Origin of the sequence: Gordonia sp. ABKF26 (assembly GCF_041103195.1) — a bacterium.
Classification (GTDB): Bacteria; Actinomycetota; Actinomycetes; order Mycobacteriales; family Mycobacteriaceae; genus Gordonia; species Gordonia terrae.
Genome location: NZ_JBGCVZ010000003.1, coordinates 2,723,401 through 2,737,867, shown reverse-complemented (window position 1 = coordinate 2,737,867; position 14,467 = coordinate 2,723,401). Strand labels below are relative to the sequence as shown.

The window sequence follows — 14,467 nt, the reverse complement described above, 5'->3', positions numbered from 1 at the left end:
CACCATCGCCGATCGGTGTCATCGAGGTTCCGGCCGCCGCAACGGGTTCGGGAACTCCGATGATGATCCGGCGCAGTTTAACCCGCCGTTCACCCGGTGTCCGGACAACCGCACGGGCGTCTCGCGGAGCGGTGTCGGCGGACGCGCGGATTGTCGGGTTTCGTCCGCGATCCGGTGTCTCAGCCGAGTGGCCGGAGGACCGCGCCCTGCTGGAGGGCGGCGGTCGAGATCGATTCCGAGAAACGATCGTCGGCGTCCCCGACGGTCACCACATAACCGGCGTCGGTGTACTCGACACCGCTCACCTCGAAGGTGAGCCGGCAACCGTCGTCGGCCCGGAGGAACACCGACAGCGTGGTCGTGGCCACCTGGCCGCCGGCGGCGTCGTAGAGGAGGACCGGCGCGCCGCGGGCCAGCGTGCCCCCACCCGGCACCGCGGCGACCTCGGTCGAACAGTCCGCGACCACCCCGCCCTTGGCCGTGAACACCGGCGTCGTCAGGAGGCCGGCGATGACTGCGACTCCCACGATGACCGCGAAGACGATCATCGCGATCGAGGTCGTGACGATGACCGGAACCCGCGTGCGCCGCTGCCACGTCCGCCGCGGCAGCGCCGGACCGGGGTCGAGCCACATCTCGTGGGCGGCTCGGTGTGGCGGTTCGGCGGTGGTTCTCCCCTGGTCCATCAGCTCCCCCTCAGACCTGCAGGGTCACTTCTTGGGCGGGAAGTACTTGATGAGCGCCTCCTGCACGACCGATGTCGCGAGAGTGCCGTCGCGCATCCAGAATCGACCCGAGCCCATTCCGCGTGACCCGGTGGCGACCGGCGACCGGGTCGCGTAGAGCAGCCAGTCGTCGAACCGGAACTCGCGGTGGAACCACATCGAGTGATTGACGGTCGCGGCGAACAACCGATCCATGCCCCAGGAGAGGCCGTGAGTGGTGATGATCGAGTCGAGCACCGTGGTGTCCGAGGCGTAACACATTGCGGCGACGTGCATCACGGAGTCGTCGGGCATCGTGCCGTCGGCCTTCATCCACACCCGGTTGTCGGTCAGCTTCTCCCCCGCGTCCTTCGCCTTCCAGCTCGGATCGTTGGCGAAGCGGATGTCGATGGGGTGCAACGCATTCACAAAGGTGGCGATGCGGTCTTCGTAACCCTTGAAATGCTCACCGAGAGTGGGCAATTCCTCCGGATACGGCACGTTCGGGATCTCCACCGCGTGTTCGAGCCCGGACGTGTTGTCCTGGAACGCGACCAGCATCGTGAAGATCTCTTCGCCGTCCTGCTTCGCCGTCACCTGGCGATTGGCGAACGACCTCCCGTCGCGGAACCGATCGACGTGATACTCCATCGGTTTGGTGACGTCACCGCCGCGGATGAAGTGCGCGTGCAGGGCGTGGATGGGCGGGTTGCCGCGGCTCAGGCTGCGCGCCGCCGCGACAACCCCCTGTCCGAGCAACTGCCCGCCGAACGTCCTGGCGGTGACCTGTTCGGGATGGTGCCCGATGAACAGGTCGTCGCCCTGACGTTCGACGTCGAGCAACGCGAGCAGTTTGCCGAGATCGCCAGCCTGTTCCACGGTCATGCCTCACACCCTAATGGTGTGTCTCGAACTCGGCCGCGACGGCGTCGTGCACCGCCCCGAGCCGGAGCGGACGACCTCAGTGGTCCTGCTCGCCGATCCGGTGCACGTGGATGAGGTTGGTCGAACCGACCGTCCCGGGCGGTGCGCCGGCGACGATCACCACGACATCGCCCTCGCTGAGGCGGCCGATCCGGAGCAACTGATGGTCGACCTGGTCGATCATGTGATCGGTCGTGTCGACGTGGTCGACGATGAACGTCTCGGTGCCCCAGCTCAGCGCGAGCTGACTGCGTACCGCCTGCGTGGGGGTGAATGCCAGCAACGGCAGACGCGAGTGCAGACGTGCCAGCCGACGCACTGTGTCACCGGACTGGGTGAACGCCACCAGCGCCTTGACCTCGAGGCGCTCGCCGATGTCGCGCGCCGCGTAGGAGATGACGCCGCGCTTGGTGCGCGGCACATGGGACAGCGGCGGAACGTCGCGGGGGCCGGACTCGACCGCGCGGCAGATGCGGTCCATGGTGCGGACCGTTTCCAGCGGGTACTTGCCCACCGACGTCTCCCCCGACAGCATGACCGCGTCGGCGCCGTCGAGGACCGCGTTGGCCACGTCGGATGCCTCGGCGCGGGTCGGACGCGAGTTCTCGATCATCGAGTCGAGCATCTGCGTTGCGACGATGACCGGCTTGGCGTTCTCGCGAGCCATCTGGATGGCCCGCTTCTGCACCAGTGGTACCTGCTCGAGCGGCAGCTCGACGCCCAGGTCGCCACGGGCGACCATGATCGCGTCGAAGGCGAGGACGATCGCCTCGAGGTTCTCGATGGCCTCGGGCTTCTCGAGTTTCGCGATGACCGGGACCCGGCGGCCCACGCGATCCATCACCTCGTGGACCAGTTCGATGTCGGACGGACTGCGCACGAAGGACAGCGCGACCATGTCCACGCCGAGCCCCAGCGCGAATTCGAGATCGGCGATGTCCTTCTCCGACATCGCGGGCACCGAGACACTCATCCCGGGAAGCGAGAGTCCCTTGTTGTTGCTGACCGGTCCACCCTCGGTCACGGTGCACACGACATCGTTGCCCTCGACCGCGGACACCGCGAGACCGACCTTGCCGTCGTCGACGAGCAGCCGATCTCCGGGGCTCGCGTCCTCGGCGAGCTGCTTGTAGGTGGTCGAGACCCGATCATGGTCGCCCACCACGTCCTCGACGGTGATGCGCACCTGTTCGCCGGTCTCCCAGACGGTCGAGCCGTCGCAGCCGTCGAAACGGCCGAGCCGGATCTTGGGTCCCTGGAGATCGGCCAGGACGCCGACGGCCTTCTCGGTCGTGTCCGACGCCTTGCGGACGCGCGCATAGACGGCCGCATGGTCCTCATGCGTACCGTGGCTGAAATTCATCCGGGCCACGTCCATGCCGCTTTCGACGAGCTCTTTCAGACGCTCGTCGCTCGCGGTGGCCGGGCCCAGGGTGCAAACGATCTTGGTTCGGCGTGTCACAAGAACACCTTAGTCCTCCTCGAGGGTGCATCTCCATGTCGCCGTCGACTCGTCATCGGCCCGCCACCAACTGTTACCGCTGGTGGCGGGCCGCTACCGCCGAGTATGAAATTTACTTAACTTGTTGCGGCCGCGCGTGTTCGGCGGAGACCGCGGGGCGCCAGGGCGATCAGCGGACGGACAGCGGCAGGGATGCCGGCCGGACCGGTGAGGGCAGATCCGATTCGCCGACGAGGAACTCGTCCACCGCACGCGCGGTCGACCGGCCCTCCGCGATCGCCCACACCACCAGCGAGGCGCCGCGGTGGGCGTCACCGCAGACGAAGACGCCCGGTGCGTCGGTCTGCCAGTCACTCCCGCACGAGATGACGCCGCGCCGGTTCGGTTCGATCTCCAGTCCGGTCAGCAGCGGGCCGCCGCGCACGCCGGCGAAGCCGATCGCGAACAACGCCAGCTCACAAGGGATCTCGAATTCCTCACTCACCGGCGTGATCTCCCGGCGACCGTCGGCGTCCCGGATCACCTCCACCTCGGCGAGCACCATGGTCGTGACGTTGCCTGCGTCGTCACCCTCGAACCGTTGCACCGCGACCTGGTGCAACCGATCTCCGCCCTCGTCGTGCGCGCTGGAGGTCCGCATGATGAGCGGCCAGGTCGGCCACGGCGACCGTTCGTCGTCGCGCTCCCCGGGCAGTTCTGGGTTGTAATCGAGTTGCACGACCGAGGCCGCACCCTGGCGGTGCGCCGTACCCAGACAGTCGGCTCCGGTGTCGCCGCCGCCGATGATCACGACGTGCTTGCCCGCCGCGGTGATGGCCGCCGGGCCGTCGCCCTCGCACTCCTTGTTGGCGGGCACGAGATGCTCCATGGCGAGGTGGATGCCGTTCAGTTCCCGACCCGGCACCGGGTTGTCGCGCGCCTCCATCGCACCGATGGCCAGGACCACCGCGTCGTGGGTCGCGCGCAGGTCGGCGACCGACAGGTCCGTCCCCACGTCGCAGTTGGTCACGAACGTCGTTCCCTCCGCGCGCATCTGGGCGATGCGCCGGTCGATGTCGGACTTCTGCAGCTTGTACTCCGGGATGCCGTACCGCAGCAACCCACCGAGACGGTCGTCGCGCTCGTAGACGGTGACATCGTGGCCGGCCCGGGTGAGCTGTTGTGCCGCAGCGAGTCCCGCCGGGCCGGACCCGACGACCCCCACCGACTTGCCGGTGGTGGACTCGGGACGCTCGGGCCCGATGATGCCCTCGGCCCACGATTCGTAGGCGATCGTCTTCTCGATGCGCTTGATGGTCACGCTGCCGCCGGTGGCCGGTTCGGAGATCGACAGCACGCATGCGGCCTCGCACGGCGCGGGGCACACCATCCCGGTGAACTCCGGGAAGTTGTTGGTCGCGTGGAGCCTGCTGCTCGCCGCATCCCACCGGCCGCGACGGACCAGGTCATTCCACTCCGGGATGAGGTTGCCGAGCGGGCACCCGGCGGTTCCGGAGTGGCAGAACGGGATACCGCAGTCCATACAGCGGCGGGCCTGCCCGCTGACCTCCTCGAGAACCTTGATCGGGTTGTCGGCGTGCTCGTAGACGTCGTCCCAGTCGTGGACCCGTTCGGCGACGGGCCGGTACTTCGCTTCTTTCTTCGGGACTTCCAGGAATCCGCGCGGATCAGCCACGTGCCGCCTCCATGATCGCTGAATCGACGTCGCGTCCTTCGGCTTCGGCCATCCGGGCCGCGTCGAGGACACGCTTGTAATCGGTGGGCATCACCTTGGTGAACGCGAGGCAGCGTCGGGGCCAGTCGGCCAGGATCGACGCGCCGATCGCGGAACCGGTCAGTTCGGTGTGCGTCGCGACGGTGCGCTTGAGCCAGGCCAGGTCCTCCGGGTCGGGACGCAGGAGTTCGACCATGGCCATGTTCACCTTCGCCTGATCGAGATCGTGCACGAACGCGATACCACCGGACATGCCCGCCGCGAGGTTCCGTCCGGTCGGCCCGAGGACCACCACCCGGCCGCCGGTCATGTACTCGCAGGCGTGATCGCCCACCCCTTCGACGACGGCCGTCGCACCGGAGTTGCGTACCGAGAACCGTTCACCCACACGGCCTCTGAGGTACACCTCACCCGATGTCGCACCGTAGAGGATCGTGTTGCCGGCGATGACCTGGTCTTCGGCGACGAACAGCGCATCGGGGTTCGGGGCGACGATGATCTTGCCGCCGCACAGCCCCTTCCCGACGTAGTCGTTGGTGTCACCGGTCAACCGGATCGTGACGCCGGGCGGCAGGAATGCACCCAGCGACTGTCCGGCCGAGCCCTGGAGCCGAACCGTGATCGTGTCATCGGCGAGGCCGTCGGCCCCGTACCGACGCGTGACCTCCGAACCGAGAAGCGTGCCGACCGTCCGGTTCACGTTGCGCACCGGTAGTTCCAGGGTCACCGGGTGCGCGTCCTCGAGTGCGCCCTCGGCGAGCTGGATCAGGGTCTGGTCGAGCGCACGGTCGAGGCCGTGTTCCTGGCCCCGCACCCGACGGCTCGGACCCTTGTCCGCCACCTTGCGGAAGATCGGGCTCAAGTCGAGGCCCGCGGACTTCCAATGCGCCACCGCGGTGTCGGTATGCAGTCGCTGTGACTGCCCGATCGCATCGTCGAGAGTGCGATAGCCCAACCGCGCCAGGTACTCCCGGACGTCTTCGGCGATGAACCGGAAAAAGTTCACCAGGTGGTCCACCTGTCCGGTGAACCGCGACCGGAGCTGCGGATTCTGTGTCGCGACGCCGACGGGGCACGTGTCCAGGTGGCACACACGCATCATGATGCACCCCGCGACGATCAGGGGCGCGGTGGAGAAGCCGTACTCCTCGGCTCCGAGCAGGGCCGCGGTGATGACGTCGCGGCCGGTGCGCAGCGCACCGTCGCACTGCACCGTGATGCGGTCGCGCAGGCCGTTGAGCATCAACGTCTGCTGGGCGTCGGCGAGGCCGATCTCCCACGGCGTACCGGCGTGCTTCAGGGAGGTGAGGGGCGATGCGCCGGTCCCGCCGTCGTGCCCGGAGATCAGGACCACATCGGCGTGCGCCTTCGACACCCCGGTCGCGACCGTCCCCACACCGACCGCGCTGACGAGCTTCACGTGGATGCGCGCCTGCGAGTTCGCGTTCTTCAGGTCGTGGATCAGTTGTGCGAGATCCTCGATCGAGTAGATGTCGTGGTGCGGCGGTGGCGAGATCAACGCCACACCCGGCGTCGAGTGCCGGGTCTTGGCGATCCACGGATACACCTTGTAGGCCGGGAGTTGTCCGCCTTCACCGGGTTTGGCTCCCTGCGCCATCTTGATCTGGATGTCGGTGGCGTTGATCAGATAGTCACTCGTCACGCCGAACCGGCCGGATGCGACCTGTTTGACCGCACTGCGTCGTTCGGGATCGTAGAGACGATCCACGTCCTCGCCGCCCTCCCCCGAGTTCGAGCGGCCGCCGATCCTGTTCATCGCCATCGCGATGGTCTCGTGCGCCTCCGCGGAAATCGACCCGTAGCTCATCGCGCCGGTGTTGAAGCGCTTCATGATCTCCTCGACCGGTTCCACCTCGTCGAGCGGGATCGGTTCGCGCGCATCGAGATCGAACTCGAACAGTCCGCGGAGGGTGCCACCCTCGCGCGAAAGCCGATCGACCTCGTCGGAGTACTTCCGGAAGATCTCGGCCCGGCCGGTCTTGGTGGCGTGCTGCAGCAGGAAGATGGTCTCGGGCGAGAAGAGGTGGAGCTCGCCCTCACGGCGGTACTGGTATTCGCCGCCGACCTCCAGCCGACGGTAGACCTGCTCGGTGGGATTCTCCGGGAAGGCCCGGTGGTGGCGGATACGCACCTCCTCGGCCAGTTCGTCGAGTCCGACGCCCTCGATGCGCGAGACCGTCCGGGTGAAGTACTCCCGCACCACCTCCGACGACAATCCCACGGCCTCGAAAGCCTGTGCGGCGGTGTAGGAGCTGATGGTCGAGATGCCCATCTTGCTCATCACCTTCAGCACTCCCTTGCCGAGCGCCTCGAGATAGTTGCCGATCGCCTTGGCGCGTGTCACGCCGGTCAGCTCGCCCTCGGCGATCAGGTCCTCGATCGTCTCCAGCGCGAGGTAGGGGTTGACCGCGGCCGCACCGAACCCGATGAGGGTGGCGATGTGGTGGACCTCGCGGGCGTCGCCCGACTCCACCACCAGCGCGACCCTGGTGCGCTCCTTGGTACGCACCAGGTGGTGGTGCACGGCCGAGGTGGCCAGCAGCGACGGGATGGGGGCGTGCTCGGAGTCGGTCAGCCGATCCGAGATCACCAGGGTCGTGTGTCCCTCGGCGATCGCCTGACTGGCCCGCCGGCGCAGATCCTCGAGGGCCGCCGCGAGACCCGCGCCTCCTTCGGACACCTCGTACAGTGCACGGAGCACCTTCGCCGACAGACCGGGATTGTCGCCGTCGTCGTCGATGTGCACGAGCTTGGCCAGTTCGGCGTTGTCCAGCACCGGCCAGTGCACCATGATCTGGCGGCACGACGCCGCGGTCGGCCGGAGCAGGTTCTGCTCCGGACCCATCACGCGACTCATCGACGTGACGATCTCCTCGCGGATCGCATCCAGCGGCGGGTTGGTGACCTGGGCGAACAGCTCGACGAAGTAGTCGTAGAGCAGCCGGGACCGCTGCGACAGGACCGCGACCGGGGTGTCGGTGCCCATCGACCCGAGCGGTTCGTAACCCGACGCCGCCATCGGGGTCAGGAGCACGCGCAGGTCTTCCTCGGTGTAGCCGAAGGAGATCTGACGGCGGACGACGGTGTCGTGGTTGGGCTGGAAGACGGGCCGATCGGGCAGCGTCGCGATGTCGAGGAGCCCGGCGTGCAACCACTCGTCGTAGGCCTCGGCGTTCATCAGCTCACTCTTGAGCTCCTCATCGGGGATGATCCGACCCTGTGCGGTGTCGACGAGGAACATGCGACCGGGTTCGAGGCGGCCCTTGCTGATCACCTCGTCCACCGGGACGTCCAGGACACCGGATTCGGACGCGAGGATGACGCGGCCGTCGCGTGTCTGCCACCACCGGCCGGGGCGCAGGCCGTTGCGGTCGAGCACCGCGCCGACGACCGTGCCGTCGGTGAAGGTGACGCACGCCGGTCCGTCCCACGCCTCCATCAGCGATGCGTTGAACTGCAGGAACGCCCGACGACGGGGGTCCATGTCCGGCACGTTCTCCCACGCTTCGGGAACCATCATCATCACCGCGTGGTGGACGTCGCGGCCACCGAGGTGCAGCAGTTCCAGGACCTCGTCCAACGATGCCGAGTCGGAGGCCTCGGGGGTGCAGATCGGGAACGCGCGCTTGAGATCTCCCGGGATCAGGTCGGTCTCGAGGAGGGCCTCGCGGGCCCGCATCCGATTCCGGTTGCCGCGCACGGTGTTGATCTCGCCGTTGTGCGCCACGAACCGGAAGGGATGCGCGAGCGGCCACGACGGGAAGGTGTTGGTGGAGAAACGCGAGTGGACGATGGCGATCGCGCTGAGGCAGCGGTCATCTCGCAGATCCTCGTAATACAGCGGCAGCTGCATCGTGGTGAGCATGCCCTTGTAGACCATCGTGCGACTCGACAGCGACGGGAAGTACAGGCCGGTACCCGCCTCCTCGATGTCCGCGGTCACCCGTTCGGCCTGCTTGCGGAACGGGTAGATGTATCGATCGAGGGCCAGCCCGGCGATCCGTTCGGCACCGGGGGCCGGGTCGACGGTGACGAACAGCTGCATCATGTACGGCATGCATGCGACGGCGGTCCCGCCGACGTCGGCGTGTTCGTGGTCCACGGGGAGATCACGCCAGCCCAGGACGGTGATGCCCTCGTCGGCGGCGAGGGTCTCGACCCGATCGATCGCGGCCCGGCGGAGGTCGGGGTCCATCGGCAGGAAACACGTGCCCGCGGCGTAGCTGTTCGAGCCGTCCGCGGCGGCGTCCGGAAGGTCGAAGTCGACGGTGTCACGCAGCAACTCGTCGGGCAGCTGGATCAGGATCCCCGCGCCGTCGCCGCTGTTGGTCTCCGCGCCGGCCGCACCGCGGTGCTCGAGGTTCTCCAGGGCGAGCAGACCATCGGCCACGATCGAATGCGAACGGCGGCCGTGGATGTCGGTGACCATGGCCACGCCGCAGGAGTCGATCTCGGTCTCCGGGTCGTACAGACCCTGCTTGACCGGGAGCGCAGAAAACAGCATCACTACCTCCACTCGAACCGGCGACCGGTTCGCTGCTGAGTGTCCATTGGGACAGCACTGGCCCGTGGAGCATTGCGCGGTGGACGAGTGACCGTGCCGAGATCGGTACCGGGCTGAGTCAGAACCGTTGAGCTGATCGCGTGCTCTGGGACGGTCGGTACCGGGCGGAGGGATCGCGCACCGTGAGATTCCGATCCTAGCCGAACACCCCGGGAAGAGTCGTCGGCCGAGACCTGTGACGAAGGCGACCACGGCCACGAGGTCCCCGGATCGGACCGTGGCAGGGTCGAGGGTTCAGGACCTGGCCCCGCCGGAGGTGCCGGGATCCGCGTCGTTCGGGGTGTCCACCGGGTCGACGGAATCCGTCTTGTCCGGCGCGTTCGTCGCCGAGTCGGCGCCGGCCTCGTCGACGATGCCGGGCTCCGCGGCCGGCTCGTCATCGCCGACCGGGTCGTCATCGCCGGCCGGGTCATCGTCGCTTGCCGGCTCGTCATCGCTTGACGGGTCGTCGGCCACGGCGGCGTCGGTGGCGTCGTCGTCGGTGGCGGTGTTGTCGGGTGCGTCGGCGTTGTCGGTGGCGGCATCGTCGGGGGTGGTGGCCTCGGCAGCGTCGGATCCATCGGTATCCGATTCGTCCACCGCGGTATCCGGCGAGGCCGCTGCCTCCGACACCTCGGTCTCCGGCTCCGCTGCGTCCGACACCTCGGACTCCGGCTCCGCGGTGTCCGCAGCCGGTGCGGATTCCTCGGGCTCCGACTCGGTCGCGTCCGGCCCTGCCGCATCGGACGCGGCTTCAGCGGACACCGTGTCATCGCTGTCGTCGGCGGTGCCGCCCGCGACGACCTCGTCGTCGGCCACCGGGGTTCCGGCGGATCGGTCCGGACCGTCGGCCTCGAACAGCGACGACCCCGACGCACTCGCTGCGGCCCCGCCGGCAACGACGGCCGGCGTGGTCTCCGGTTCGGCGTCCTCGTCGTACCAGTCGTCGACGTACCCGGCCACGCCCTGCTCCGCGAGTTCGGCGGCACGGTCGTCGTGGTACATCTCCAGTCCCTGTTCGCGTCCCTTGGGCGCGACCACGAAGTAGATGACGGCGGCGAGGAACACCAGCGCCGCGGTGAACAGGTTCGGCCGGATGCCCGCGATGTCGTTGGCGACAGCGGCTCGGTCGTCGCGGAGCAGTTCCACGAAGAACCGGCCGAGGCAGTAGCCCGCGACGTACAGCGCGAACAGCCGGCCGTGTCCGATGCGGAAGTACCGGTCGACGACCACGAGGAGGACGACGATGAGAACGTTCCACAGCAGCTCGTAGAGGAAGGTCGGGTGGACGACGGCGACCACGACCCCGTTGGAGACGCCGTCGATCAGCCCGGGGTCGGAGTACCCGGCGGCGTTCTGACGTTCGTAGATCTCGAGACCCCACGGCAGGGTGGTCTCGCGACCGTAGAGCTCCTGGTTGAAGTAGTTGCCGACTCGACCGATGGCCTGCGCCAACAGGATCGGCGGTGCGATGGCGTCGCCGAAGGCGGGCAGGCGGATTCCGCGGCGACGAGCGCCGATCCACGCACCGACCGCACCGAGCGCGACCGCACCCCAGATACCGAGACCGCCGTCCCAGATCTTCAGGGCGTCGATCGGTTCCTTGAGGGCGTCGGCGCCGAAATACGTCTTCCAGTCGGTGATGAGGTGATAGAGCCGGCCACCGACGAGACCGAACGGCACGGCCCAGATCGCGACGTCGAGAACCTCGCCGTCCTGGCCACCGCGCGCCATCCACCGGCGGTTGCCCCACCAGACCGCGACGATGATGCCGACGATGATGCAGAGCGCATACGCGCGGAGCGGAAAGGGGCCGATGTCCCACACGCCCTGGGGCGGACTGGGGAGGTAGGCCAGCATCGTCGAGGTCGGCGCGATCACGCTGCCACCCTAACCGACCGGCCGCACCGCTCCCCTCGTCGACCGCACCCGCCGGGCCGATCAGGAGCGAGAGCTCGGATCAGACCGTCGCGCGACGCGAGCGGACGCCCTCGGCCAGTTCGGCGACCAGGGAGGCCAGCCGGTCCTGGCCGGCGTTCGCCGCGGTCACCAACGCCGACCCGACGATCACACCGTCGGCGTAGGAAGCGATCTGCGCCGCCTGCTCACGGTTGCGCACGCCGAGTCCGACACCGATCGGGATGTCGGAGTACTCGCGAACCCGGCCACACAGCTCGGGGGCCATGTCCGACACCGCATCCCGCGCGCCGGTCACGCCCATCGTGGACGCCGCGTAGACGAAACCGCGAGATGCGTCGACGGTGAGGGCGATGCGCTCGGTCGTCGACGACGGCGCGACCAGATAGATGCGATCGAGACCGTGCCGATCGGCGGCCTCGTGCCACTGCGCACCCTCTTCGGGGATCAGGTTCGGGGTGATCAGCCCCGCGCCGCCGGCCGCTGCCAGATCGCGGGCGAAGTTCTCGACGCCGTACTTGAGGACCGGGTTCCAGTAGCTCATCACCACTGCGTTGCCACCGGCGGAGGTGATGGCCTCGACCGCGGTGAACACGTCGCGGACGCGCACGCCGTTGGTCAGCGCCTGGTCGGCGGCATCCTGGATGGTCGGGCCGTCCATCACCGGGTCGGAGTAGGGCACCCCGACCTCGATGATGTCGCAACCGGCGTCGACCATGGTCCGGAACGAGGTCAGCGACTCCTCGACCGTCGGGAAACCGACGGGGAGATAGCCGATCAGCGCACTGCGACCCTCCTCGCGGCATCGGTCGAACACGGGGCCGAGCTTCGACGGGATCGACTGGGTGCTCATGCCTGCTCTCCGGGTTTCTGGACGTCCGACGACTCCGACAGGGTGGCCTCGTCCTGCGACGGCGGGGCGTCGAACAATCCGAACCAGCGTGCGGCGGTGTCCACGTCCTTGTCGCCGCGGCCGGAGAGGCTGACGACGATGATCGCGCCCTCCCCCAGCTCCTGCCCGAGTTTCAGTGCGCCGGCGACCGCATGGGCCGATTCCACCGCGGGGATGATGCCCTCGCGGCGGCTGAGCAGCGCGAGCGCGTCCATCGCCTCGGTGTCGGTGATCGGCCGGTACTCCGCGCGTCCGGTGTCCTTGAGGTAGGCGTGCTCCGGACCGACGCCCGGATAGTCCAGACCCGCCGAGATCGAATGGGATTCGATGGTCTGTCCGTCCTCGTCCTGCAACAGATACGAGTAGGCGCCCTGGAAAGCGCCGGGAGTTCCGCCGGTGAATGTCGCAGCGTGACGGCCGGTCTCGACGCCGTCGCCGGCCGCCTCGAAACCGACGAGCCGGACACTCTCGTCGTCGATGAACGGATGGAAGATGCCGATCGCGTTGGAACCGCCACCGACACAAGCGGTCACCGCGTCGGGCAGGCGTCCGGCCTTCTCCAGGATCTGAACACGGGCCTCGAGCCCGACGATGCGCTGCAGATCGCGCACCATGACCGGGAACGGGTGCGGCCCGGCTGCGGTGCCGAAGCAGTAATACGTGTTGTGCGCGTTGGTGACCCAGTCACGCATGGCCTCGTTGATCGCGTCCTTCAGGGTCGCCGAGCCGTTGTCGACGGCGATCACCTCGGCGCCGAGGAGACGCATGCGGGCGACGTTGAGCGCCTGCCGGTCCGTGTCGACCCGGCCCATGTAGATCACGCACTCGAGGCCGAGGAGCGCGCACGCGGTGGCGGTGGCGACCCCGTGCTGGCCCGCACCGGTCTCGGCGATGATGCGGTGTTTGCCCATCCGCTGGGCCAGGAGTGCTTGTCCGAGAACGTTGTTGATCTTGTGTGAACCGGTGTGGTTCAGGTCCTCGCGCTTGAGGAAGATGCGCGCCCCGCCCGCGAACTCGGACAACCGCTGCGCCTCGTACAGCGGAGACGGACGTCCGGCGTAATCGCGCTGCAAACGGTCGAGTTCGGCGAGGAAATCGTCGTCGGCACGGACCTTCTGGAACGTGGTGGTGACCTCGTCGATGACGGCCATCAACGCCTCGGGGACATGGCGACCGCCGTACACGCCGAAGTGCCCGTGCTCGTCGGGTTCGATGGACGTCCGGGTCGTCAGTCCCACGCTCGCGGTGGGCAGCGGCGCGGCCCCGGCGGCATCGGTACGGGCGGAATCAGGATGAGCGGTCACTTCAACTCACAGACGATCGGGCCGACAGATCACGCGGACCGACTTCGGCCCGGACGCATTGTCAGCGAACAGGTTTCGGGCACGAGGGGTGAGTGCCCGCGGTGACGAGCTCACGGACCGCGGCACGCGGGTCACCACTCGTGACGAGACCTTCACCGACGAGTACCGCATCCGCCCCGGCACCGGCGTACGCCAGCAGATCGGCGGTGCCGCGCACACCCGACTCGGCGATGCGGATGGTCTCGGTCGGCAGACCGGGCGCGATGCGCGAGAACGTGTCGCGCTCGACCTGCAGGGTCTTGAGATTGCGGGCATTGACGCCGACGACCGAGGCCCCGGCTTCGAGAGCACGGCTGGCCTCTTCCTCGGTGTGCACCTCGACGAGTGCGGTCATACCCAGGCTCTCGGTGCGGTCGAGGAGCGAGGCGAGCACGTTCTGCTCGAGGGCGGCGACGATCAGCAGGATGACATCGGCTCCGTGGGCGCGGGCCTCGTGGATCTGATAGGTGCCGACGATGAAGTCCTTGCGCAGGACCGGGATGTCCACGGCCGCGCGAACAGCGTCGAGGTCGGCGAGCGAACCGCGGAACCGGCGCTCCTCGGTGAGCACGCTGATGATGCGTGCACCACCCTCTTCGTATGCGCGGGCGAGTTCGGCTGGGTCGCCGATGCTGGCGAGCTCGCCCTTCGACGGGCTCGCGCGCTTGACCTCGGCGATGACGCCGATACCGGGCTGGCGCAGCGCCGCCAGCGCATCCTTGGGTGCGGGAGCCTTGGCCGAGGCCGCCTTGACCGACGCGAAGTCGACCACGGCCTCACGAGCCGCGACGTCGGCTTTCACTCCCTCGATGATCGATTCGAGAACGTTGGGCACGCTCACAGCGACTTGCTCCCTTCTCTCTCGACGTGTGATCTCAGGGTAGACGGGCGGTCCGGGCCGGGTGCGGCCGGGTTGGCCGATCTGTGACCTCGCCCCGCCGGTGGGT

9 protein-coding genes are annotated in these 14,467 nt (G+C 68.1%); all 9 read right to left on the bottom strand.

Annotated features, from left to right (window positions below; genetic code table 11):
- Window positions 1-179 precede the first annotated feature (179 nt).
- The 9 genes from AB4Z55_RS12770 to trpC all read right to left on the bottom strand — a co-directional run bounded on the left by AB4Z55_RS12770 (window position 180) and on the right by trpC (window position 14,361).
- Entirely contained in the window at window positions 180-686 is a 507-nt protein-coding gene (locus AB4Z55_RS12770) for a hypothetical protein (protein WP_004019834.1), read from the bottom strand.
- 24 nt (window positions 687-710) lie between these two features.
- Window positions 711-1,589, bottom strand: a complete 879-nt coding sequence (locus AB4Z55_RS12765; RefSeq protein ID WP_369519846.1) for an acyl-CoA thioesterase — start codon at window positions 1,587-1,589, stop codon at window positions 711-713.
- 76 nt (window positions 1,590-1,665) lie between these two features.
- Window positions 1,666-3,090, bottom strand: a complete 1,425-nt coding sequence (gene pyk, locus AB4Z55_RS12760; RefSeq protein WP_064571845.1) for a pyruvate kinase — start codon at window positions 3,088-3,090, stop codon at window positions 1,666-1,668.
- Window positions 3,091-3,259: 169 nt separating this feature from the next.
- On the bottom strand, window positions 3,260-4,765 hold the full coding sequence (locus AB4Z55_RS12755; RefSeq protein WP_101819511.1) for a glutamate synthase subunit beta: 1,506 nt from the start codon (window positions 4,763-4,765) through the stop codon (window positions 3,260-3,262).
- A complete protein-coding gene (gltB, locus tag AB4Z55_RS12750; RefSeq protein WP_369519845.1) occupies window positions 4,758-9,329 on the bottom strand; it encodes a glutamate synthase large subunit in 4,572 nt (1,523 codons plus the stop codon). The genes AB4Z55_RS12755 and gltB overlap by 8 nt, the downstream gene beginning before the upstream one ends.
- Window positions 9,330-9,623: 294 nt before the next feature.
- Window positions 9,624-11,249 carry a prolipoprotein diacylglyceryl transferase gene (gene lgt / locus AB4Z55_RS12745; RefSeq protein ID WP_369519844.1) on the bottom strand — a complete coding sequence of 542 codons (1,626 nt, stop codon included), beginning with the start codon at window positions 11,247-11,249 and terminating at the stop codon, window positions 9,624-9,626.
- 79 nt (window positions 11,250-11,328) lie between these two features.
- A complete protein-coding gene (gene trpA / locus AB4Z55_RS12740; RefSeq protein WP_239400962.1) occupies window positions 11,329-12,138 on the bottom strand; it encodes a tryptophan synthase subunit alpha in 810 nt (269 codons plus the stop codon).
- The gene (trpB, locus tag AB4Z55_RS12735) at window positions 12,135-13,481 is read right to left on the bottom strand and encodes a tryptophan synthase subunit beta (RefSeq protein WP_369519843.1); all 1,347 of its coding nucleotides are present in this window, start codon (window positions 13,479-13,481) and stop codon (window positions 12,135-12,137) included. The genes trpA and trpB overlap by 4 nt, the downstream gene beginning before the upstream one ends.
- Before the next feature lie 61 nt (window positions 13,482-13,542).
- Window positions 13,543-14,361: an indole-3-glycerol phosphate synthase TrpC gene (gene trpC, locus AB4Z55_RS12730; protein WP_004019826.1), complete on the bottom strand. Its 819-nt coding sequence runs from the start codon at window positions 14,359-14,361 to the stop codon at window positions 13,543-13,545.
- Between the last annotated feature and the right edge of the window lie 106 nt (window positions 14,362-14,467).

What these genes read in the sequence shown, in the direction of transcription:
- AB4Z55_RS12770 (WP_004019834.1), bottom strand. Translation starts at nt 686, where the DNA reads ATGGACCAGGGGAGAACCACCGCCGAACCGCCACACCGAGCCGCCCAC.
- AB4Z55_RS12765 (WP_369519846.1), bottom strand. Translation starts at nt 1,589, where the DNA reads ATGACCGTGGAACAGGCTGGCGATCTCGGCAAACTGCTCGCGTTGCTC.
- gltB (WP_369519845.1), bottom strand. Translation starts at nt 9,329, where the DNA reads ATGCTGTTTTCTGCGCTCCCGGTCAAGCAGGGTCTGTACGACCCGGAG.
- trpA (WP_239400962.1), bottom strand. Translation starts at nt 12,138, where the DNA reads ATGAGCACCCAGTCGATCCCGTCGAAGCTCGGCCCCGTGTTCGACCGA.